Origin of the sequence: Streptomyces sp. NPDC006393, from assembly GCF_040628575.1 — a bacterium.
In the GTDB taxonomy this organism is placed as follows: domain Bacteria; phylum Actinomycetota; class Actinomycetes; order Streptomycetales; family Streptomycetaceae; genus Streptomyces.
In genome coordinates this window covers 1-22,139 of record NZ_JBEXZD010000130.1, presented here as the reverse complement: position 1 = coordinate 22,139, position 22,139 = coordinate 1, and the positions used below count along the sequence as shown (strand labels likewise).

Annotated in this window: 17 protein-coding genes and 1 pseudogene; 10 read left to right on the top strand and 8 right to left on the bottom strand. The window is 69.2% G+C overall.

Annotated elements, in window-relative coordinates:
- Positions 1-211 precede the first annotated feature (211 nt).
- Together ABZ484_RS33930 and ABZ484_RS33925 are read left to right on the top strand one after the other, a co-directional pair.
- Positions 212-1,414, top strand: a complete 1,203-nt coding sequence (locus ABZ484_RS33930; RefSeq protein ID WP_358869796.1) for an FAD-dependent oxidoreductase — start codon at positions 212-214, stop codon at positions 1,412-1,414.
- Positions 1,415-1,432: 18 nt separating this feature from the next.
- Positions 1,433-2,386: a sigma-70 family RNA polymerase sigma factor gene (locus tag ABZ484_RS33925; RefSeq protein ID WP_358869795.1), complete on the top strand. Its 954-nt coding sequence runs from the start codon at positions 1,433-1,435 to the stop codon at positions 2,384-2,386.
- Here the strand turns inward: ABZ484_RS33925 and ABZ484_RS33920 are convergent.
- The 3 genes from ABZ484_RS33920 to ABZ484_RS33910 form a co-directional block, all read right to left on the bottom strand.
- Positions 2,370-3,065, bottom strand: a complete 696-nt coding sequence (locus ABZ484_RS33920; protein ID WP_358869794.1) for an N-acetylmuramoyl-L-alanine amidase — start codon at positions 3,063-3,065, stop codon at positions 2,370-2,372. The genes ABZ484_RS33925 and ABZ484_RS33920 overlap by 17 nt on opposite strands.
- Complete coding sequence (locus ABZ484_RS33915; RefSeq protein ID WP_358869793.1) at positions 3,062-4,558, bottom strand: sulfatase-like hydrolase/transferase; 1,497 nt, start codon at positions 4,556-4,558, stop codon at positions 3,062-3,064. Before ABZ484_RS33915 ends, ABZ484_RS33920 begins: the two co-directional genes overlap by 4 nt.
- A 118-nt stretch (positions 4,559-4,676) precedes the next feature.
- Positions 4,677-6,059 (bottom strand): family 43 glycosylhydrolase, encoded by a 1,383-nt coding sequence (locus ABZ484_RS33910; RefSeq protein ID WP_358869792.1) that lies wholly within the window; start codon positions 6,057-6,059, stop codon positions 4,677-4,679.
- 343 nt (positions 6,060-6,402) lie between these two features.
- On the opposite strand from ABZ484_RS33910, the gene ABZ484_RS33905 reads away from it, so the two are divergent.
- From ABZ484_RS33905 to ABZ484_RS33885, 5 genes are all read left to right on the top strand, one after another.
- Complete coding sequence (locus ABZ484_RS33905) at positions 6,403-8,757, top strand: family 43 glycosylhydrolase (RefSeq protein ID WP_358869791.1); 2,355 nt, start codon at positions 6,403-6,405, stop codon at positions 8,755-8,757.
- Between the two features lie 29 nt (positions 8,758-8,786).
- Positions 8,787-9,971 carry a hypothetical protein gene (locus tag ABZ484_RS33900; protein WP_358869790.1) on the top strand — a complete coding sequence of 395 codons (1,185 nt, stop codon included), beginning with the start codon at positions 8,787-8,789 and terminating at the stop codon, positions 9,969-9,971.
- A 217-nt stretch (positions 9,972-10,188) separates the two neighbouring features.
- Entirely contained in the window at positions 10,189-10,758 is a 570-nt protein-coding gene (locus tag ABZ484_RS33895) for a winged helix-turn-helix domain-containing protein (RefSeq protein ID WP_358869789.1), read from the top strand.
- A 9-nt stretch (positions 10,759-10,767) separates the two neighbouring features.
- A complete protein-coding gene (locus ABZ484_RS33890; RefSeq protein WP_358869788.1) occupies positions 10,768-11,169 on the top strand; it encodes a DUF1707 domain-containing protein in 402 nt (133 codons plus the stop codon).
- Positions 11,170-11,345: 176 nt separating this feature from the next.
- Positions 11,346-11,684, top strand: a complete 339-nt coding sequence (locus ABZ484_RS33885; protein WP_358869787.1) for a hypothetical protein — start codon at positions 11,346-11,348, stop codon at positions 11,682-11,684.
- Here ABZ484_RS33885 and ABZ484_RS33880 read toward each other — a convergent pair.
- From ABZ484_RS33880 to ABZ484_RS33860, 5 genes and pseudogenes are all read right to left on the bottom strand, one after another.
- A complete protein-coding gene (locus tag ABZ484_RS33880) occupies positions 11,653-11,988 on the bottom strand; it encodes a fic family toxin-antitoxin system, toxin component (RefSeq protein WP_358869798.1) in 336 nt (111 codons plus the stop codon). The two genes, ABZ484_RS33885 and ABZ484_RS33880, sit on opposite strands and share 32 nt — an antisense overlap.
- 303 nt (positions 11,989-12,291) lie before the next feature.
- Positions 12,292-13,740, bottom strand: a pseudogene (locus ABZ484_RS33875) (SAV_2336 N-terminal domain-related protein); the annotation flags it as partial.
- 3 nt (positions 13,741-13,743) lie between these two features.
- Positions 13,744-14,772, bottom strand: a complete 1,029-nt coding sequence (locus ABZ484_RS33870; RefSeq protein WP_358869786.1) for a MoxR family ATPase — start codon at positions 14,770-14,772, stop codon at positions 13,744-13,746.
- Positions 14,769-17,072, bottom strand: coding sequence for a hypothetical protein (locus tag ABZ484_RS33865; protein ID WP_358869785.1), 2,304 nt, complete (start codon positions 17,070-17,072; stop codon positions 14,769-14,771). Before ABZ484_RS33865 ends, ABZ484_RS33870 begins: the two co-directional genes overlap by 4 nt.
- Positions 17,060-18,235 carry a hypothetical protein gene (locus tag ABZ484_RS33860; RefSeq protein ID WP_358869784.1) on the bottom strand — a complete coding sequence of 392 codons (1,176 nt, stop codon included), beginning with the start codon at positions 18,233-18,235 and terminating at the stop codon, positions 17,060-17,062. Before ABZ484_RS33860 ends, ABZ484_RS33865 begins: the two co-directional genes overlap by 13 nt.
- Before the next feature lie 228 nt (positions 18,236-18,463).
- Here ABZ484_RS33860 and ABZ484_RS33855 point away from each other — a divergent pair, with 228 nt between their 5' ends.
- From ABZ484_RS33855 to ABZ484_RS33845, 3 genes are all read left to right on the top strand, one after another.
- Entirely contained in the window at positions 18,464-18,751 is a 288-nt protein-coding gene (locus ABZ484_RS33855) for a hypothetical protein (RefSeq protein WP_358869783.1), read from the top strand.
- 516 nt (positions 18,752-19,267) lie between these two features.
- On the top strand, positions 19,268-21,232 hold the full coding sequence (locus ABZ484_RS33850; protein ID WP_358869797.1) for an ABC transporter ATP-binding protein: 1,965 nt from the start codon (positions 19,268-19,270) through the stop codon (positions 21,230-21,232).
- A 272-nt stretch (positions 21,233-21,504) separates the two neighbouring features.
- Positions 21,505-22,139, top strand: a 635-nt coding sequence (locus ABZ484_RS33845) for a lectin (RefSeq protein WP_358869782.1), incomplete at its 3' end; no start/stop codon positions are given.

Here is a 22,139-nt window from a genome sequence, read left to right as displayed (position 1 = left end):
TCAACTCCGCCTACTGAGCCCAAGCACCCCAGCACAGCACCCCAAGGCCGATGCCCGCAGCAACACCCGCTGCCGGCACCGGCCTTCGGCGTATCTCCAACAGCTCTGGCCCTGCCATCGAGTGACTCATGTCACATGCAGTCCCTGTCAGGAATCGGGTCGCCGCTCCGCTCAACGTCACGAGGAGCAAGCGAATCAACAGGAGCTGCACATGAAGCACCGCATCGTCGTCCTCGGCGCCGGCTATGCCGGGGCCCACACGGCCGGGAACCTGGCCCGCCGGCTGTCCCCGGCAGACATCGAGATCACCGTGGTCAACGCTGAGCCGGACTTCGTACAGCGGCTGCGGCTGCACCAGTTGGCGGCCGGCCAGGAGATCGAGACTCGGAAGCTTGCCGACGTCTTCGCGGGCACGGGGATACGGCTGCGCGTGGCCCGTGTCACCGCCGTCGACCCCGAGCGCCAGGTCGTCGCCGTGGCCGACGCCGAGGGCTGCGGCGAGTTGGGCTACGACACGCTCTTCTACGCGCTCGGGAGCCACGTCGCCGACGGCGGCGTCCCCGGGGTGACCGAGCACGCCTTCGACGTCGCCGGCAGGCCGTCGGCGCTGCGCCTGCGCGAGCGTCTGGACAGCTTGGACGAGGGCGGGAGGGTGCTGGTCGTCGGTGACGGGCTGACCGGCATCGAGACCGCCACCGAGATCGCCGAGTCCCGGCCCGGCCTGTCGGTGGCGCTGGTCGCCCAGGGCGAGCTGGGCGCCCGGCTCTCCGCCGGAGCCCGCGGCCACCTGCGCCGGGCCTGCGACCGGCTGGGCGTCACCGTCCTGGAGCACACCCGCGTCGAAGCTGTCGAAGCGGCGCGGGTGCTGTGCGCCGACGGCACCGTCCTGGCGTCCGACGCGACCGTGTGGACAGCCGGCTTCGCGGTGAGTCCCATCGCCGCCGCCGGCGGGCTGGAGGTCACCGAGAACGGTCGGATCGTCGTCGATCGCACCATGCGGTCGGTCTCCCACCCGAATGTCTACGCCGCCGGCGACAGCGCCCACGCCATCGGCGACAACGGCCGGCCGCTGCCGATGTCCTGCGCTTCGGCCGGCTACACCAGCATGCAGGCGATCGGCGCGATCGTGGGGCGTCTGACCGGCCGCAAGATCCCGCACACCAAGCTGGAGTACCTGGGCAACCACATCAGCCTCGGGCGGCGGGACGGGATCCTGCAGATGGTCGACGGGGAAGCGCGGGCGAAGCCGAGGTACCTCGGCGGCCGGAAGGCCGCGCGGTTCAAGTCGGGCATCCTCAAGACCTCGCTGTGGGCCACCTCGCACCCGACCTTCGGCATGCCCAAGCGCCGGCGCCGCCTGACCGCCGCCCCGGATACGTCCGTGCGTACGTCAGCGGAACAGGCCGTCGCGTAGCCGCCTAGGGTGGTCCGCGTGGACAGCACCGCCACTGACGGCTTCGACACCAGTCGCTTCGAGGCCAGCCGGAACCGGCTGGCCTCGCTGGCGTACCGTCTCCTCGGCTCGGCCACCGACGCCGAAGACGCCGTGCAGGACGCGTTCCTGCACTGGCAGGCCGCCGACCGGCAGCGGATCAAGGTGCCGGAAGCGTGGTTGACCAAGGTCGTCACCAATCTGTGCCTCGACCGGCTCCGCTCGGCACGAGCCCGCCGCGAACGGGCCGTCGGCGCCTGGCTGCCCGAACCGCTCCTCGACGGCGACCCGATGCTCGGCCCGGCCGACACGTTCGAGCAGCGCGAATCGGTCTCCTTGGCGGTGCTGACTCTCATGGAGCGCCTGTCGCCCGTCGAGCGGGCCGTCTACGTCCTGCGCGAAGCGTTCTCCTACAGCCACACCGAGACCGCCGAGATCCTCGACATCACCGAGTCCGCGAGCCAGCAGCACCTCCACCGGGCCCGGCGCCGCATCACCGTCGCGCGCCGCGGCGACGGCGAAGTCGACCCGGCAACCGCCCGCAGGATCGTCGAGGAATTCCTCGCCGCTGCCACCTCGGGCCGCACCGAACGGCTGGTGGCACTGCTCACCGAGGACGCGACCGCGATCTCCGACGGCGCCGGCCTGGCGGAGAAGCTGCTGCGCTACGAGACTCCGCAGCGCATCGCCGCCGTCGTACGCGCCGGCTTCAAGCCCACACCCGCGAAACGGCGCTTGGCCGGCGGCACGCCCGCCGTGCACTACGCGCTCGTCAACGGCACCCCCGCCATCCTCTTCGTGGTCGCCGGCCAGGTCGTCGGCGCCGTGACGTTCGACGTCGCCGACGGCAGGATCGCGACCGTGCGCGGCATCGCCGCCGCCGACCGCCTCACCCGCCTCGTCGAGACCTGGCGGCAGCACGAACAGGACACGCCGCTCATCGCCCAGTGGTGACGGGCCTGCGTTTCACAGTGGTCGTGTCGGCTCTCACCTTCCGTGCCAGTTCGAGGAAGTGGTCCCAGTCCCAGTTGGCTCCGGGGTCGGTGTGGGTGGCTCCGGACACCTCGTGGTGACCCAGGATGTGGGTTCGGTCCAGCGGAATCGCATGGCGCGCGCACACGGCCGCGGTGAGCGCCGCGGACGCGGCGTACATCTCCTCGGTGAACCAGGCGGTGGAATTGACCCAGCCCTCGTGGGTGATGCCGATGCTGCGGTCGTCGTAGGAGGGGTCACCGGCGTGCCAGGCGACGTCCTTCTCGCGGACGCACTGGGCGATGTGGCCGTCCGCCGAGCGGACCAGATAGTGCGCCGAGGTCTTCCGGCCGGGGTCCTGGAAGACGGCGACGGCGTCGTCGAAGTGTTCCTGCGTGACGTGGATGACCACGTGGTCGACCGGATGGCTGCGGGGACGCCGCGCGGTCAGGTAGTTCGCGGGGTCGGCGGGCAGCCACTGGGCGCCCGGATGGTCGACGACCGTGGAGGAAGGGCCCGCGCCGGCCGCGGAAGCCGTTCCGGCGGCGGCTGCGGTGGTGGCTGCCGCGGCCAGGGTGACGGCGGCGGCACCGCGCAGGACCGTACGGCGTGACGGGGGAGGCTGCCGGTCGTCGTGGCTGCGGCTGATCGGGCCGGTCATGCTCCGTCCTCCCGCGAGGTCCGGTACCAGTTGTGTCGGGCGAGCCTGGGTTCGTAGACCCCTTTCGGCAGGTCGTCGGTGAGCCGGACCGACCATCGCTGGAGTCGCTGCATCAGATCGGCCTTGACCTTGCGCAGGCTCGGATCGTCCCAGCGGTTGTGCAGCTCCATCGGATCCTTGTCGAGGTCGTACAGCTCACCGCCGTCGGCGACGTGCTCATAGAGCTTGTAGCGGTCGTGCCGGATCATCCGCGACGAGCCGCTCTGGGTCACGCTGTTCAGCTCGTCGTACCTGGTGCCTTCGTACGGGAAGTGCAGCGGCGGGCGGGCGTCGTCGGGATAGGGCAGGCCGCCGTAGCCGCGCTCGGTGACGATGTCGGCGAACTCCGCGGCCGGGTAGTCGGAGCCGGTGAGCATCTGCCACAGGCTGCGGCCCTGGACACCCAGCGGGATGGGGCGGCCGACCGCCTCGCACACGGTGGGCAGGATGTCGGCGATCGAGACGAAGTCCTTCTCGTTGTCGTGCGTCCTGACACCGCAGCCGTGCACGACCATCGGGATGTGCGCCAGGACCTCGGGGATGCCGGCGCCCTTGCGCTGAAGGCCGTAGTCGGCGGCGTAGTCGCCGTGGTCGGCGAGGAAGATCAGCAGGGTGTTCTCCCACAGGCCCTGCTCCTTCAGGTGGCCGACGAGCCGGCGCAGCTGGTCGTCGATGAGGCGGAGCATGCCGCAGTAGGTGGCGCGGTAGCGGCGCCAGAGCTTGTCGTAGCCGGGTCGCTTCTCCTCCACCAGGTCGCGCAGCCACTTGTAGGCGCCGCCCTTGGCCTCCGCGGCCTCGGGGCCGCAGGACCGGTCGGGAATCTCGTCCTCGTCGAACAGCGAGAAGTACGGCTCCGGCACCTGGTACGGGTTGTGCGGCTCGGGCATGGAGACCCAGGCGAAGAACGGTTTGCCGGGGTCCCGGGCGTCCACCTGCCGGATGGTGTCGGAGACGATCCGGTACGCGTACTGCTGCTCCGGCGGGAACGGGGTGGGCGCAGTCGTCGGCCCCATGTCGATGGAGTTCATCCAGGCGGTGAAGGCGCGCTGCTCGGTGGTGGTGTCCGGTCCCTTCGTGTGGCCGTACGGGCCGGAGAAGGCGTCGTAGTCCGCCGGGTCGTCTCGGTACATGTGCGTCTTGCCGGCGTAGAACAGTTGGTAGCCGGCGCCGCGCAGGACATCGATCAGGTCGTCTCCGCGCGACACGTCCTGCGGGTCGGTGTTGGAGTTCTGCCGTACCCGGTGGGTGCTGGGCCATCTGCCGGTGAGCAGGCTGGTGCGCGCCGGGACGCAGGCCGGGGCGGTGGTGTACGCGCGACGGAAGCGGGTGCCCTGGGCGGCGATGGAGTCGAGAAAGGGCATCGTGTCCAGGTCGAAGCCCACGCCGGCGGTGAAGTCGGCGCGGAGCTGATCGGTCATCACGAACACGATGTTCGGAGCGGTCGGGCAGGTCACAGTGTCCCCTTCCGGGAGGAGAACGCGGTCGCAGCGATCGGGCGGGGACGCGGATCAGCCGGCCGGTGTGCCGCGTGGGCCGGCGCCCCGCACGGCGAGATCGCGTCGCCTCGGGCCTTCACTCGCTGATGGCATGGCCTCGGTTCTGGCGCCGGACGTAGAGGCGGTTGCCCTGCGGGCCGGTCCATTCCAGGCGGACGACGCCGGGTACCGCGGCCTCGGCGATGCGTGCCGGGTCGGCCCAGTGGCCGAAGTTCGGGTTGCGGAAGAACGTCGCCCACAGCCCGCCGTCGACGTCCGCGAAGATGTTGTTGTGGCCGGCGCCCACGCCGAGGGTCCAGCGGCGGGAGTACGGGCCCTCGAAGTGGTCGGCGACGGCGACGATCGCGTCGTACTGGTACTGCGTCCGGCCGGGGGCGGGCGTGTCGTAGGCGTGGCGGGTGCTGCCGTCGGCGGCCGTCGAGGTCCGGTCCCACGCGGCGTGCAGGAGGTAGTACTTCCCGCCGTGCTTGAAGACGTACGCGCCCTCCAGGTAGGGCTCCGGGGTGTAGGGCTGCTGCCGGAACGCCGGGAGCCGTGTCGTCGGGACGATGTCCTCCATGTCGTCCCGGAACCGGGCGTACACGTTGTTGTGCAGCACCAGCCAGGCGTCGTCGCCCTCGGTATACATGCTGCCGTCGATGTGAAAACGCGCCCCGGGATCGATGTACGGCGCGTCGGGGAGCGCGTCGCCGAAGGGCTTGTCGAGGTTGCCCTCGGCGAGCCGGTACGGTCCCTCGACGCCGCCTTCGCTCACCAGCAGGAACGAGCCGACCTTGTGCGCGCGGTCGCCCATGCACGCGACGATGTACCAGGTGTCCCGGAAGTAGTGCACCTCCGGGGCCCAGACGTTGCCGCGCCTGCCGAACCGGTCGTCGTACCAGTACTGCTGCCACGGGGCGACAACCGTGCGCCCGGGCCGGTTCTCGTCGGCGAACTCCGGCGACCAGACCTTTCCTTTCTCGGCGCCGGGGCGGACGCCGGTCGTGTCGGCCAGACGCCACGGGCCGCGCAGGGAGGCGGCCGTCCACACGAAGATCCCGTCGTTCCAGGGGCCGGCCGTGTCCAGGCCGGGTACGCGGGTGGTGCCGGTGGCAACGTAGAGCGGGCGGCGGCCCGCGATCCTGAAGCAGTTGACGTAGGTGTCGCGCATCCAGACCCGGCCGAGTTCCTCGTCGCGCGGACGCAACTCGAGCGGCAGGACGAAGGAGTTGTCCCGTCTCGGCCAGAGGTCCGTGCGGGTGTCCGCGAGACCGTACGGCTCGAGGTCGGGCCAGTTCGACGGGTGACGCCCGCTCGCCGCACCGCTCGCGGGGACCGCGGCCGCGGCCCGCGCCACCGCGCCCAGCGATCCGGCCGCACCGGCGAGGCCGACCGCACCGGCCGCACCGGCCGTCCTGGCCACCCCGGCCAACAGCGCTCGTCGGCCGACGGGCGTCCCTTTCTGGGGACCGGTGCTCATCGATCGCACTCTCCTTCGTCGTTCCGCACGCCGGCACCGGCGCACGCAGCAGCTCGAACAAGGAATCCTCTGAATGCACTGAGCCCAGCATGCGAAGCCTTTCTGATTTTCGTCAACAGGTCTGAGAATTCGTCCGGATCGGCCCGGATGAATTCACCCCGGCCGATCCAGGACGCCCGTCATCACTTCTGTTTTGCCGACCCCTTGACGGAAGAATTCGAGATCCGTTGCATGAGTGCGGGGGCGGCTTCGGTCGTTCCTGCCCTCGCTGCGCCCAAGGCGCAGGTTCTTCAATGGGGAGGGAATTGTCATGGGATGGCGAGGAAGGCCTGCGCGGTCGGCTGTGACGGCGTTGTCGGTCGGCTTGTTGCTGGCCGGCGGACTCTCGGCGGTCGCACCGGCCGACGCGGTGACCGCCGACGGAGCCGGATCGCCGTCCGCGACCTACACCAACCCGGTGACCGCGAAAGTGGTGGACACGTTCCCGGATCCGGCGATGATCCGGGGCAAGGACGGTTCGTGGTACGCGTACGGAACGACGAACCCGATCTTCAACAGCGCGGGTGAGGAGGGCGAACACATCCTCCCCGTCCTCCGCTCCGGCAACATGGTCGACTGGACGTACGTCGGCGATGTCGTCTCGCCGGACGCGATCCCGTCCTTCTGGCAGGGCAACTCTCGTGCCTGGGCGCCGGACATCCGCTACGTCGACGGTCAGTACCACCTGACGTATGCGCTCTCGACCGGGGGCATCGCACTGGCGACGGCGCCGACGCCGACAGGTCCGTGGACTCAGCACGGCCTCCTCGTCCCGAGCGCGGCGGTGGCCGGTTGCCCGACGGGGAACATCGACCAGGCGCTGTTCACGGACACCGACGGCACGCACTACCTCTATTGGGGCAGCTACGACGTCATCTGCGTCTCGAGGACAAATGCCGACGCGACGGCACTCACGGGACCCGTCACCCAGGTCGCCCAAGGGCGGCGGATGGAAGGCGCGTTCGTCGTCAGGCATGACGATTTCTACTACCTCATGTACTCCGATGGCGGATGCTGCGACGGGGCGTTCAGCGGCTACACCGTGAAGGTGGGGCGCAGCCGCAGCCCCTACGGCCCGTTCGAGGACGATGAGGGCACCGACCTGATGAGCCTTTCGAGCAAGGGTGGCTTCGTCCTCGCCCCGAACGGCAACGGGTTCACAGGTGTCGGGCACAACGCGGTCCAGACCGATCTGTCGGGCCAGGACTGGATCGTCTACCACGGGATCGCGAACGCGGACCCCGACTTCCCCCCGGTCCGGTCGCGCGCGGGCGAACTGAAGCTCTCCAAGCGTCCGATGCTGATCGATCGGCTGGACTGGATCGACGGCTGGCCCGTGGCGAACGCGGGCGCGGGTGGCAGCGTGACGGGAGCAGCGGCCCCTGTGACGACCGGACCTGTCGACGACGGCTTCGCCTCAGGACTTGGCGCCTGGGTGGCCCGAGGCCCGGCCGTCGTCGGCCACGAGACAGACCCGGGCCGCTTCGCACATCTGGGTGACGGGGCCACGCTCACGAGCAGGGTTCGCGTCCAGGGCGACCTGCGTGCACAGGCGGACGTACGGACTTCGGCGGGCGGCACCATCGGGCTCCGCGCCGGCGTCAACGGGCGCAACGGAGCGGTCGCGTGGCTCGACTCCCAGGCCGGCGAGCTCCGCGTCGAGGTCACGCACGGTGACACGACCGTCCGCTCGGCCACTCCGTTGCCGGCTACGTTCGACGCGAGCACCTGGAAGGTGCTGACGCTCGACTGGGTCGGCGATGACGTCACGGCGTCGGTCTCGGAGGACGATCTCATCGAGCCGTTGGCGGTGACGACGGCCGCGGCGCCCAGGAACGCGACTCCGAGCGGCACGATCGCGGTGACCGCCCGTCGCGGTGGCGACGTCGACAACGTGAGCGCCGCCCCGGCGGCTCGACGGGTCACCGAACGCGTTCCCGACCCGGTGCCGGGCCGGCTGCTCACGGGAAACTCCGACGACTTCGAAGGAACCGGCATGCCGGGAACGGGTGACTCGGCGTGGTCGTGGGTGCGGCAGCCCACGACGGGGCCGCGGCTGGAGGCCGGCCGGCTCGTGTGGCCGACTCAGGCCGCTGAACTGTACACGGGCAGCAACACAGCCTCGGTGCTGCTCCGGGACGCCCCCCGATCGGACTACCTCGTCGAGACGAAGCTCAGCTTCGACGGCACCAGGGCCTCTCAGCAGGCCGGCCTGGTTCTCTACCAGAACGACGACCGGTACCTGAAGCTGGTGCACTCCCTCCTGCCGCTCAACCGCAAGCCCGGCCGGCTTCTGCACCAGACGGAGTTCGGCAAGGAGGCGGAGCGCCCGACGGCCACTCCGCCGGTCGCCGTGGCGAACGGCCCGATGTTCGGGGCAGCCCCCGCGGAGACGACCTGGCTGCGGTTGTACGTCCGGCATGACGTCGTTCACGACGAGTACGACGTGCGCATGGCATCGAGCACCGACGGTGAACGCTGGGAGTGGGGCGGTACCTGGTCCCTGTCCGACCAGGGTGACCTGCGCATCGGCCTCGTGTCCATGAACACCGGCGGCGCCACCGCAGAGTTCGACTACGTGCACACCTACGACATGGCGCAGGCTGCTGGAACTCGAGTTGCCGGAACCCGAACTGCTGGAGCCGGAACGAACAGCTGACCAGCGGGTGGACTGAAAGGAGCCACACCATGCCGCGACACCGACGCGCACTTTCCATGCTCGCCGTCGCCTGCGCCACTGCGCTCGTCGTCCCGCTCTCCGGAGGCGGGGCATCGGCCGTGGCCGAACATGAGGGCCAGGTCGCGCCTTTGCCCGCGCTCGGGGTGCTGGGGGCGAACTTCAACGAGAACCTCGACCAGCTCAGCTACCCGGAACTGCGCACGGCGCGCGCCGACTGGGTCCGGGGGTTCTACGCCCTGCCCGAAGCCGACCGGGTGCCACCCGCGCGGAGCGGCACGGTCGTCGCCCTCCACGACGCGCACGCGCGGGGCTTCCACACCGTGCTGAGCCTGAAGTTCCCGATGGCCGACCGCTCGTTCCCGCAGCCGGGCACGGCGGCCATGGACGCCGAGCTGGCCCGTCTGGACCGGGTGCTGCCGCTGGTGCTCGGCACCGCCGACATCGTCACCATCGGCAACGAACCGTTCGTCGAGAGCATCCCCGCCGAGCGCGATGAGCGACTCAACCGGTTCTACGAGACCGTCGCGCGGCACGTGATCGCGGCCCGGGAGCGGCTGTGCGGGTCCGGGTGCCCCACCCACCTCTACATGGGCGCCCTGAACCGGCTGGACATACCGGCCAACCGCACTCCGGCGGTGGAGCGGTACCTCGGATTCGTCCGCGAGACGCCCCAGCTCGAGGGCGTCGACCTGCATCCCCATGTGCCCGACGAGGACGCCATCCAGCCGTTCCTCGACTACACCCTGCCCCGTCTGCGTCCCGACCAGACGTTCCTGGTGACGGAGTTCTCCCTGGTCTGGCACTGGCAGCAGCACATGACCGACCCGATCCCGGCCACGTTCGCGAAGCGGTACGGCTATGCCCCCGACACCCAGGTGTGGCAGGTGATCGGTGACGCGATCGCGCACCCGTTCCCGTCGCGTGAGTGGGACGACCTGCTCACCGAGAGCCCGTGGTTCGAGTCCGAGAAGCACCTGCTCCGCGACGAGATGGCGCGGTTCAGGAACACGGGCCGGCTCGCCGCCGCGATGTACGGGTTCCGGCAGGTGCCGTCGATGACGGCGGGCTGGAACTCGAAGAAGCCGCCGTGGCTGCTCAACAGTGTGTTCGCCACCCTCACGGTCCAGCCCCGCGGAGCCGGGATGTCGGCGCCGGGCTACACCTGGCTCGACGACTTCCGGAGTCTGCAGTAGCGGGCGCCCACGCGGTCCGCCCTGCTCGAGCTCGTCCGGCTCGTAGTCTGCCAAGGTTGAACGCTGCCGCCTCGCGTTCGAGCTGGGCACGCGGTGAATGGGGCGATCAAGCGATACCGGCCTGACTCAGTATCAACTGCCCCGACCTGGCTGCGCACTTCAGTTGGTTGTAGAATTTTCCAATGAGTGTAGGTCGGTGCAATGAAGAAGGCGATCGATGAGCACACAGGCCTCCGGCGCGTCGACCCGGCGGTGGCACGGCGTGCACAAGGCGCTCGCCGATCCCCTGCGCGTCCGGCTCCTGGAGGCGTTGTGGGAGATACCCCAGTCCGCACGGGAACTCGCCGACCACGTCGACCTTCCAGCTGACCGGCTCTACTACCACCTGCATCAGCTCGAACGGGCCGGCCTGATCGAGATCGCCGAATACCGGCCGCTGGCCCGCGGCAAGGTCGAGCGGGTCTACACCCCCGCGGTCACCGAACCCACCAGCGATGCGGCGAACCCGGAAGAGATGGCTGAGTTCCTCGGCTCGATGCTGGACGCCACCCGGGCCGACATCAACGCTGCCTACCGGTCCAAGCAGACCGGAGGCCGCCGCGAGATCGATCTGCATCGCGGTGCGCTGCGACTGACCGACGAAGCCCTCGCCGAGCTGCGCGGTCACATCGAACGGCTCGCCACCCGATTCGGGGATCGCGACGCCGCGGGGGTCTGGACACGGGTGGTCATCGCGGTCGTCGACCTGCAAGACCGCCCGTCCCCGGACCCTGCCACCCCTCCCTGAGAGGCCGCCATGATTGACCACGAAGAGCACATCACCGGCCCTGCGTTAAGGGCCTCGGACGCCGAACGCGACCAGGTCGCAGCCCAACTGCAACACCACTACGCGGTTGGCCGGCTGACGCTGACAGAACTCGAAGAACGCGTGGGCGCGGTCTACGAAGCGCGGACCCGCGAGCAACTCGATGCCCTTCTGAGGGACCTGCCGAGCGAGGCGGAACGGCCGGCGTCACACACCCCTGTCATCGACCCCCGCCTGCTGATCATCCTGCTGTGCGCCTCGCCGCCTGCGGCACTCGTCTACTGGCTCATCTGCCAACGCGCGGCACGTCGAAGAAACTCACGGCCCCCGGCCGTGGAAGGCGCCCGTGAACCCGGAGAGTCCGACGAAGGGTCGCCCCCAAGTGAAGGCTGAGGCCTTGCCGGAAGGGGATCTACCGCGTTCACGTGACCGGATCACGTGCCGCAAGCGTGATCGTCCACGGTTGGCTGGTCCCGTTCCCGGCCGCTCAGCGGAGGCTGGACCGCCTCGGGGTGGGAGTTCCGGGGGTACTCCTGGCCGACGACAGCCGACGCCGGTACCCGGCGGATGTGGCGGTGGTCGAGGACGTCGTCGGCGGCACGCTGGGCGACAAAGCGAGTGGCGTTTCGTGCGAGCAGTTGGTGTTCGAGCGTGCCTTCGGCGTTCTCGCGGAGGCGGCCGAACGCGACCCCGGGATCCGAGCAGCCGCCGCACCCTTGCGCGATCGCCTGCATGAGCTGACCACACGAGTGGCTCCGCGCACCGAACACGGACTGATCCACGGCGAGCTCGGGCCCGACCACGTCTTGGTCGATGCCCGCGTACGACCCGTCCTCATCGACATCGAGGGCCTGATGTTCTTCGATTGGTCGGCAGCTACCCGATCCAGCTCTGCAAAGACTGTGTGATCGCGGAGAGACCAGCTCCGGCTTTGACCTGACGCGCCAGATCTCGGACTTGTTCAGGACTGGTGGTGACCTTCAACCCGCACGCCACCAGGTAGGCGTAGGCGGCTGATGAGGCGAAGAGTGCGTTGCTGCGCTCCAGGGCCGGTACATGGAGAAGCTGCTGCAAGAGGACTGCCGCACGCTCGGCAGGGGTGGGGTACACGGGTACGCCGAAGATCTCTGCCTGCATGCGGCTGACCGCAGCCGTCAGTGATCCCCAGTCGGTGACTTGCGGATCCCCCGGTGTGTTCTTCTCGGCGATCATGAGAAGCCAGGCGAGGTCGATGGCGAGCAGCTTCGTCGTGCTGGGCTCGGCTGCCGGTTCGGGTGTTACCGCCGGTTCCGGTGCTACGGCCGGTTCCGGTGCTACCGCTGGTTCAGGTGCTCCGGCTGGTTCCGTTGGCACGGCTGGTTCGAGGCTTGGACTACTGGAACCGGTATCGCGGCCGAGGCGGATCAGCAGGGACTGCCCGATGTGCGCGAAGGGCTGCGGCCGGGCCGCAGGCGTGGGTTGCGGGGCGGACGTCATCAGCCAGGCCGGAAAGTCGGGCGAACGGCCCACCAGATGTTCCATTCGCTCGCCGACACGACGGCTGCACGAGAGCAGTTCGGTCGTGGGAACCGTGTCCAGCAGCAGGTCCTTGGCCTCGGCGGTGAAGTCGAAGAAGCGATGTCTGATGTCGGCCGACGGCTGCGCCGCATGGGGAAGGGGGGCCAGCAGGCCGCTGAGGAAGACTTCGGCCAGGGCGGCGGTGTGGCGGCGACCGGGGAGACAGGAGTGGACCAGTTGCATCACGGGCACGGTCACGGGCGCCATCGCCGCGAGGTAGGCGGCGAGCCGTACGGATTGGGGGGAGGCGGTGCGGGTGAAGGCGAGCGGCGAGGTGGTGGAGTCGGCGGCGGGAGGGGTGGGGGTGGCGTTGCGCGGTTCCCAGATCCTCAGCGGGACGGGTTGGCCGAGGGTCGTGACCGCGTCGGCCCATGCGGCGAGGCCGGGTGGGGTCAGTTCCAGCACGGGGATGGGGACTGTGTCGAATTGCGAGACTGTCGGTGGCAGGATCGGGTGGGTCACCTGCCAGTCGGTGTTGGGGGCTCCGGCGCGTGGCGTTGTGATGTGCCAGGTGTCTGCCGTTATGCCGGTGCCCGCCCACAAGGAGCGCGGCAGGACATGGATCAACGCGGTGGGACCCGCGGTGGCCCAGTCCTGCAGGACGGTCTGCATCCGGCCGTCTTGCCAGGCGGGGGCTGTTCCGTCGGTGACGACGATGACCATGGTGCGCCCGGAGGGATCTGTCACGCACTGCGGGGACAGCGTCTGAGCGTCGTTGCCGGCCCATGGGCGGGTGAGGGAGATGGACCGCGAAGACCGCGGATTTCCGTGGCGCACCTGATGGACTTCGATCTGCCGGAAGGCGCCGCTGCGTTCGAAGAGGGCGCGAAGTTCGCCGAAGTGGCGTTCCCACAGCAGCATCGAGTCCGCGCTGTCGATGATGAGCGCCAGCCGGAGCCAGCGTTCTGGCCGGGGGCGTAGGACGACCTGAGGCACCCGGGTGTCGGCCTGGGCTGCGGCGGTGGCCTCTTCGGCCAGTTCGGTCTCCCAGGTGCTGGGAATGCGGCGCTTGAGCGGGCGCAGGGCACGACCGAAAGCAAGGTCGCCGCCGAGGGCTTTCAGCCCGGGGACTCGCAGCTCAAGATCCGTGCTGTTCCCGGTGGGCCGGGCGCCGGTCAGGGGTACGAGCCCTGCCGGGTCCGTACTCGTCTCCGCGCCGGGGGGCGGTGGGACGGCCGCGGGATTGGACCACCGGGAGGGCGGGGCGGGCGAGATGGGGTCACCGGGGGCGGCAAGAGGGTGTTCGGTGGAACCACCGGCGGCTTGCCGCGCTTTGGCCCATCGCGCGGCCAGCAGGGTGTTCGGGCCCTGTGGCAGGCGGGAGAGCAGCCACAGGGTGTCCAGGAGTTCCTCGTCGCCGAAGGGGACGCCGGCGCTGCTCAGTATCTGTTGCAACTCCCGGAACATCGCTCACCCGCCCGCGTTGAGCCTGTGCAGCACGGTCTTCAGCAATCCCTCCGGATCGTCGAGGCGGAGTCCTTCCAGACGAAGGAAGACGGCGTTGAGCAGTTGGTCGGTGGCGAGTTCCCCGACCGAGCGCCGTGCCATGAAGGTCTCCACCAGATCGCCTGCGTCGGCCAGTGCGTCCTCGCCGAGATGATGACTGATGATCTCCATGAGCTGCGTGTCGCTGGGATCGGCCAGATGCAGTGGCAGGCAACGACGCCGAAAGGCCGGCGGGAAGTCACGCTCGCCGTTGCTGGTGATCACCACGACGGGAAACTGTGTGCACGTGATGTAGCCGCGCTCCACGGTCGCGCGTCCACCGTGGTCCGCGGTGAAGACTTCGACGTTCGGTTGTGTTTCGGGCAGGCGGGACAACTCGGGGATCTCGAAGCTGCCTTCCTCGAACACCGTCAGGAGGTCATTGGGAAGGTCTACGTCTCCCTTGTCGAGTTCGTCGATGAGAAGGACACGGGGTGTGCCGGCCGGCACCAGCGCGGTGCCGAGCGGGCCAAGTCTCACGAAGTCGCCGATGGGCGGCGGCACCTGGCTGTCGGTTCGGGGAAGATTGCTTTCCTGGAGGCGGCCGATGGCGTCGTAGCGGTACAGCGCGTCCTGGAGTGTGGAGCGGCTGTTCACCGACCAGCGAAGGACCTTGCCCAGATCCAGTTCGTCCGCGATGGCCTGGGCGAGTGAGGTCTTGCCGACGCCGGGACGGCCGGTGACCAGCAGTGGGCGGCGCAGGTGCAGGGCGGCGTTGACCACTTCGGTCTCGGGGCGCCCGATCACGTACCCGGTCCTGCGATCCGGTGGGGTCCCGCCCTCCTCGTCGAGGCCGGCGGTTCGGGCCGCACCGAAGCGGCGCCAGGGTGGCGCTGCGGGAAAGGGAACGCCGGTGCGCTTCTCGCCGGTGCCGCGGAAGATCTGCCATGGGGTCTCCTCGGCCGGGGCGGATGTGTCGCCGCCATCGGGGTGGGGTTCGGCCTGGCTGGTCATCGCATACTCGCTTCGTCGCTTGCGGACTGACGGGGCACTGCCGGGGCAGGAGGCATCTGTCGTTCAGGATCGTCCAGGAGGAGAGCCGGCCGCACCGGGTGCCCGACAGGGTCTTCACAGACTTTCGCCCAGTACTTGCGGACACGCTCGGGCAGCTCAGGAATCGTGCCTTCGGGGTCGAGGGGCACGAAGTAGGTTTCGGAGACGGCCTCGGAGGCGTCGTGATCCCACAGGATGACGGGGTAGCCCAGATACAGAGCCAGCTGGATCATCCGCGCGCCGTCGTCACGGCCGGCGCGCACGACCACTCGGGCGACGTCGTGGTCCTCTTCCAGCCTGCCATAGGCGCTCTGCCCCTGGGCATGTTCCTGATCAAGGTAGACCGCCTTGCCGTCCGCACGGCCGTTCCAGCGTCTTTCCAGCCTGGCGCGGCGGTCGTCTTCGTGCGCGGTGCTGGCCAGCGGGGCGCAGCGTAGGGCGATCCGGCGGCGCACGGCGAGCAGCAGAGGAACAACATGGTGGGTGTCCGCACCGTTCCAGGTGTGCACGGGAACGGAGAGCATGTCCCCGGCCTCCAGCACGATTTCCACCACCGGTGCTTGCGCGTCGCTGACCGACAGCGATCTGATGGCGTGTTCGATCAGCCGGACGGCTTGGGCCGGGGCGAGCGGGATTCCGTTGTCGTCGTGCGCGTGCCGGGCGAGTTCCCCGGTGCCCGGGTCGGACCACACGACGCAGGTGAACATCTGTGTGGCAGGCTCGGGATAGATCTGCACCACGACGCGTGGGCCGGTGCGGGACTCCTTGAGCGATTGGGCCCATGTACGGGCAGTCGCGCGAAGTTCGTCGAGAGTCTCGGCATCCACTCCGAGCCGTTGCGCGACGTGCCGGCCCCACGTGTCCAGTTGCCGGCACCATCCGGGATATTGCTCGAAAACTGCGGCAAGGTGCTGGGTGAAGCGGATGACGGCAGGGGTTGTGCGTCTTCTCCGATCGGTGTGGCTGTGTCCGCCCGGATGTCTTTCAAGGTTCTCCATGTGCGCCAGGAGCTGGGCTCCGCCCATCGTGCCGGCGGTGTCCAACTGCACTCCGCTCCCGCCGGGCAGGATGTGCTGGGTGATCGCGGCCACCGTGGCCGGAGACATCTCGGGGGCCCTCATCAGCAGTTCACGCAGGTCTGCGTAGTCACCGACGGACAACAGGCCCGGAGGAACATGGGCGAGTGCCAGGGCCCGGAACGGCTCTGCCGTGTTGGATTCGCCATCTGCCGACAGCATGGCGATGAAGGTGGCCATTGCGCGGGGGGTGCCCAGCAGCACCTCGGCAAATGTCTTGATGGAGTAGCCATCGGCGAGTCGAGCGGCCCCGCACGCCCGGGACACCCGCGCGGCAAGCACCTTGAGCTGCCCCCCGTCGGGGAACATCGATTCCAGGACTCCGATGACTTCGAGCCGGGCTGTGGGATCGACGGGTGCCGCGTAGGTCTCGGTGTCGTCCTCGGTGCCGTCGAGTGTGAGGTAGCGGCAGGTGACCGGGGTCTGCTCGGGTCCTCCGGCCGCACACCGCTTCGCGAAGTGCAGTCTGACGTCCTGGTGAAGTGCGGACAGGTCCGGGTGCAGATCAGCTGCGTTCTGTTCCAGCCATTGCAGCAGCATCGTGGAGAACGCACCGCTTTCGGTCAAGTCGTCCTGCTCTGCCGCCTGCCCGTCGCGGGACGCGTGCAGCAGGAACTGCTGGGCCGTCTCACGGCGCGGTGGAGGGAACGGCACGACGACTGGAGCACTCTCCCCACCGTGCTCCTCCACGAACGTGGCACAGGCATCGAAGAAAAGGACCTGCTGTCCAAATCCGGAAGACGCCATCTGCGTGAGAGACAGCCGCAGTTCCTCCACATTGAGACAGAGCTTGTCCTCGGCGGACGCATCGGGATGGAAGAGCAGTCGGCCGCCCTCTCCGAGAACGCCATGACCGCCCCAGTAGACGTACAGCAGACTGCCGACCGCCTGCTTGAGATCTTCGATGAAGACTCTTCTCACGTCATTGAGCGAGGCCACCAGGCGGTAGTCGAACCCTGCTCCACCGGCAGCCGCCTCGAGGGATTCCCGGCTCTCCTCCATCGGAGACAAAAGAAGCCTGATGTTCTGCGGCGGCACCCCTCCACGGTGCAGCCACCGTGCGAAGCGCAGAGCGTCCTTGCCGGCCCCAGGCAGACTCCAATCGCGCGGGGCCCTCGGGTAGCGCTCCAACCCGACGACGACAGCGTGGATGTCGGTGGCCTCGACGTGGTTCAGCCCAGCCATGTGCGGACGGCGTCCCATACCGTGCTGTTGGTCCAGTAGGCGCTGTGCGCGAACGGGAAAGGCTGGCCGTTGCTGACCTCCACGTCACTGGCATGCAGCGGAAACACCTTCGCCGCGCGGTAGGCCAGCAGATCCCACGGATCATAGATGTTGAGCCAACGGCGCGGGAAGTGCCCCGGCAGCGTCTCGGGGTATTCAACGGAGGCCAGAGCACCGCACTCGTAGAAGAACGGCGCCTGGGAACCGATCGTGATCAGTTGATCGACCCGCCTGCCGAGGTCTTCCATGGCCAGCAGATCCACACACGCCACACCCCCCAGACTGTGGGCCAGCACGGTGACCGACTCCCCCGGTGCGTGCTCGATCGTCCGCCTGATGAGCTGTCGGACCCCCTCCCCGCGGGCCTGATAGCGGAGGATGTCCCCGGTCATCGGCAGCACGCCGTCGCTGAGAGCACCACGCTGGTTCGCCGCGCGCCGCGTCAGCGCCCGCAAGGCGGGTTTGACGGCGGCTTGCCGAACCTTGCCGGGCAGTGCCCGGCTCTGTGAATGCAGGTCGGAACTGAGCATGGCGAGCAATGCATCACGGGCAACGCCGTCCACCGCATCGGCTCCGCGCTCGGCCGCCGCCGACAAGGCGGCGGCCACGATCGCACGGGCCACCGCATGCCTGTGCTCGTAACCGTTCTCGTCGACTGTGGCCGCAGCGTCACGCAGCTCGGGTGACGCCTGCACTGCGCGCAGCGCATCAGCAAGATCGTCGAGCAATCCGTATCCACGGAAAACCGCCACGGCATCGGTGGAAGGGCGAAAAGCCTGAATCGCATCGAAGAACCTCCTGGAGGGCGGAGTTCCTCGTCCCATGCCCGACGTCGGGGCAGGCCTCAGACCAAGCAGCCGCAGCTCGTACCCGAAGTCTGCGTAGAGCACTCCCCACACAGCGATGTCCTCGTCATCGGCCTCGGTCCTGCCGCCCCCCGACGTCCGGTAACCGGGAACCGAAGTCCCGCCGCAGACGAACTTCGCGCCCTCCGCCGCCCCCCAGAAGCAGCCACGCACCTCGCGGTCGGGCTTGTCGAGTGCGGCCCGTACCACGTCGAGTGTCGCGTTGTACGACGTGGCGCGCACCCCCGTGCCGTGCACGAAGACGATCGAACGCTCCATGGATCCCCCGTCCCCACGTGTGATGTTCACGCTCGGAAGAGCACCACACCACCGCCTGATCCGATGGTAGCCATTTCGCTCCCGAAATCGGCCAACTCCTGCGGCAACAACACGATCGCCGCCTCGCCACACGCACGACCGCATCCGTCCAGCTTGGCAGAACACCGTCGAACGTCGAGGCGTGACTGCCTTTGCCGCGGAACGCCGCTCGCGTGAGATCATCCGTCCATGAGCAGCGACCTGGAAGTGAGTGCTCTGGCGATCAATGTCACCATCCCGCAGGCGCTCCGCTGGACGGACACTCGACGCGGCGAAGCGTTCACTCTGACCACACTCAACGTCCGGCTTCTCCCGGACGGTCACCTCGCGGTGAAGGCCTATGGCCGACCAGTCGGTGGCGGTCGGGGCGCATACGTCTCGTTCCCCGTCCCGGACGAGCCCGAACTGGCCGCCCTGGTCGCCGAAGCCGCCGGCCGCGCCGGGGAGTTGTGGGCCGCCCATCGTGGTCTCGGCTGAGCCCACGTCGGCTCGATGACGGACGGAGGCGGTCCCAGGATTCTCCCTCGCGGCGCACCCGGGAGGATGGATCTTCTGGCCGGCGCGAGCGCAACCGACGGGCGAGGGAAACGCGCTGCGTTTCGGCCACCTCGGCTCCGGCCCCGGCCCTTGCACCGCACGGATCGATGCACGCCCCAAATTCCGGCGCGCGCTCAATTCCAGGGCTGTCAACACGGCTGAAATACATGTGTTCGAAATCCTGGCTGGTTCGTTGAGCCCACGGGAAACAGCCGTAGAACCGTCGAGGGGGACCCCGTTGACTTCGGCCACGACACCAGCACAGACGACTCCCCATGACCTGGCACGGGATGACGAATGCGCGTACCGCGAGGGCTCCGGCCACAAGGCGGCGGCTCCTGCGCGGATGTGCACGGTCGTCACCATGGCACGGCGGCCGCCCGCCCCGGCCGTTCGGGTGCCGAGCCGGCCCGGGCCGGGAGGCTCCCGGTGAAGAGGTTCTTCGGACGTGTGCGGATGGCCGAGCCGGAGGTCTCCGATGCCGAGAAGGAACTCTTCGGCGGTCCTCTGCGCTACGACACCGGCTGGTCGGAACACGAGAGTGCCTGGCTGGACCTGACGATGATGTCGGCTCTGCGCTCCATGCCCAGGCTGGTCGGTACGACCTTGCGGCTGGCGTGGCACGCCGACCGTCGCGCACTGCGCGCCGTGGCCGTCAGCGAGATCGGGCAGGGCATCGCCGCGGCCGTCGGGTTGCTCGCGGTCAACGCGGTCATGCACGCACTGCTCGGCTCGGGCACGCCCGCACAGCGGTTGCAGGCGGTCCTGCCGGGCCTGTTCGCCGCCGCGGGGGCGGCCGTGGTCAACTCGGGCCTGGCCGGATGGTCCACCTCGCGGGCGGGCCGGCTGGAGCCACTGGTCGAGCGGATCGCCACGACCCGGTACCTGGCCGCCGCCGCGTCGGTGGAGCTGGAGGCCATCGAGGATCCGGAATTCCGGCGGCTGATCGACGTCGCCCAGTACGGTGCCGCATCCGCCCGCCGCATGATCAGCGCCTGCGTGGCCGCGCTGAACGGGACCATCTCCCTGATCTCCACGGCCGGCGTCCTCACCATCCTCCACCCGGTGCTCCTGCCGATGCTGGTCCTGATCGCCGCACCGCGCGGCTGGGGTGCGATGCGGGTGGCGCAGGAACGGTACGTGTCGATGATGAGCTGGATCGAGCACGTGCGGGCCGGCCGCCTGATCGGCAACCTCCTCACGGAGCGCACCGCCGCCCAGGAGGTGCGCATCCACGCCGTCGGGCCGTTCCTGCTCAGCCGCTACGAACGGATGGCCGAGAGCGCCGAGGCCGAGCAGGAGCGGCTGGCCGCCGGCAAAGCCGTCACCGAGTGGGTGGCCGCCGCGCTGTCCGGGCTCGCCCTGGCGGCGACGTACGCGGCCATGTTCTTGCTGATCACCAGTGGGCACATGAGTCTGGCCGTGGCCGGCACCGCCGTCATCGCGGTCCGGTCCGGCTCGGCGAGCCTGGGCGCGCTGGTGATGAACATCAACCAGCTGCACGAGGAGTCCCTCTACGTCCGCGACCACGCCCGGTTCCTGGACGAGGCGGCACGATGGACCATCCCCGGCGGAGGCGATCCCGTTCCGGCACAGGTGCGGGAGGTCGTCCTCGACCGAGTCTGCTACCGCTACCCGGACCGGGACACTCCCGCCCTGGACGAGGTCTCCCTCACGCTGCCCATGGGCTCGGTCACCGCCGTGGTCGGCGAGAACGGCTCCGGAAAGAGCACGCTGATGAAGGTGCTGTCGGGCCTGCTGCTGCCGCAGAGCGGGACCGTGCGGTGGGGTGACGCCGACATCGCCTCCCTGGACCGCTTCCGGGTCTTCGACCGTGTCGCCCTGCTCACCCAGGACTTCCAGCGCTGGCCCGTGACAGCGGCGTTGAACATCCGGATCGGCCGGCCCGCCCGGCAGGCCGGCCCCGAGGACCTTCAGCCGTCCGTCGACTACGCGGGAGCCGGACAGGTCATCGCGAAACTCCCCCACGGCCTCGGAAGCCTGCTGGCCCGGATGTTCCGCGGGGCCAGCGAACTCTCGGGCGGCGAGTGGCAGAAGATCGGGCTCGCCCGAACCCACTGGCGCAGCTCCACCTCGGACGAGGACGGCGTGCTCATCGTGGACGAGCCCACCTCCGCCCTCGACCCCGAGGCAGAGATCGCCGCCTTCGACCGCATCCGCCGGCTCGCCGCCCCGCACCGTGCCGTCGTCCTGGTCACCCACCGCATGTCCGGCGTCCGCCACGCCGACCGCATCTACGTCCTGCACCACGGACGGCTCGTCGAGCACGGCAGCCACGACGAACTCATGGCCGCCCGGGGGCGCTACGCCTCGATGTTCGACGCGCAAGCCGCCCAGTACGCCCCCACGGGGGGCACCATCCCCCGCCCCGCCTCCCCCACCGTCGCTGATCCGGCATGACCGGTCCGTCCGAAAGGTACAGCGCGACGACTCCACCCTTGTCCGGTTCACGATCCGCGGTCGCCACCGGACGGGACCGCCAACCGGCGTGAGCGCAGGGTCAATATCGCGCCACTCCACTCCAACCCCCTTTCCATCAGCCTTACTTCACCACTTGACGAAAGCATCCGGCGCGCCTAGGTTCACGGCTCAGCCACGCAACGTACGACGCCCCCACCGTTCATGAGGTGAAGCGTCGGCCGCCACCCCCCATGTGAAAGGCCACCCCCTTCATGGCGCGAACCCTTCCAGCAGCCGCCCTCACCGCCGCGCTGGGTCTGTCCGCGTGCCTGCTCACCGCGGGCCCCGCCCAAGCCGCGACCGGCACCATCACCGGTCTGGCCGGCAAGTGCCTCGACGTCGCCGGCGCCAACTCCGCGGACGGCACCCCCGTCCAGCTCTACGACTGCAACGGCACCAGCGCCCAGCAATGGACCGTCGGCAACGACGGCACGATCCGCGCCCTCGGCAAGTGCCTGGACGTCACCGGGAACTCGACCGCCGACGGGGCGAAGGCTCAGCTGTGGACCTGTACCGGCGGTGCGAACCAGAAGTGGACCGTCACCGCCGCACACGACATCGTGAACCCGCAGGCGAACAAGTGCCTGGACGTCACCGACAACAACTCCGCCAACGGCACCCGGACGCAGATATGGAGTTGCAGCGGCGGCGCCAATCAGAAGTGGAACGCGCCCGCGAGCGACGGCGGTGGAACCCCGTCCGGCTTCGTGGTGAGCGAGTCTCAGTTCAACCAGATGTTCCCGAACCGCAATTCGTTCTACAGCTACAGCGGTCTCACCGCCGCGCTCAGCGCCTACCCCGGCTTCGCCAACACCGGCAGCGACACCGTGCGCAAGCAGGAGGCCGC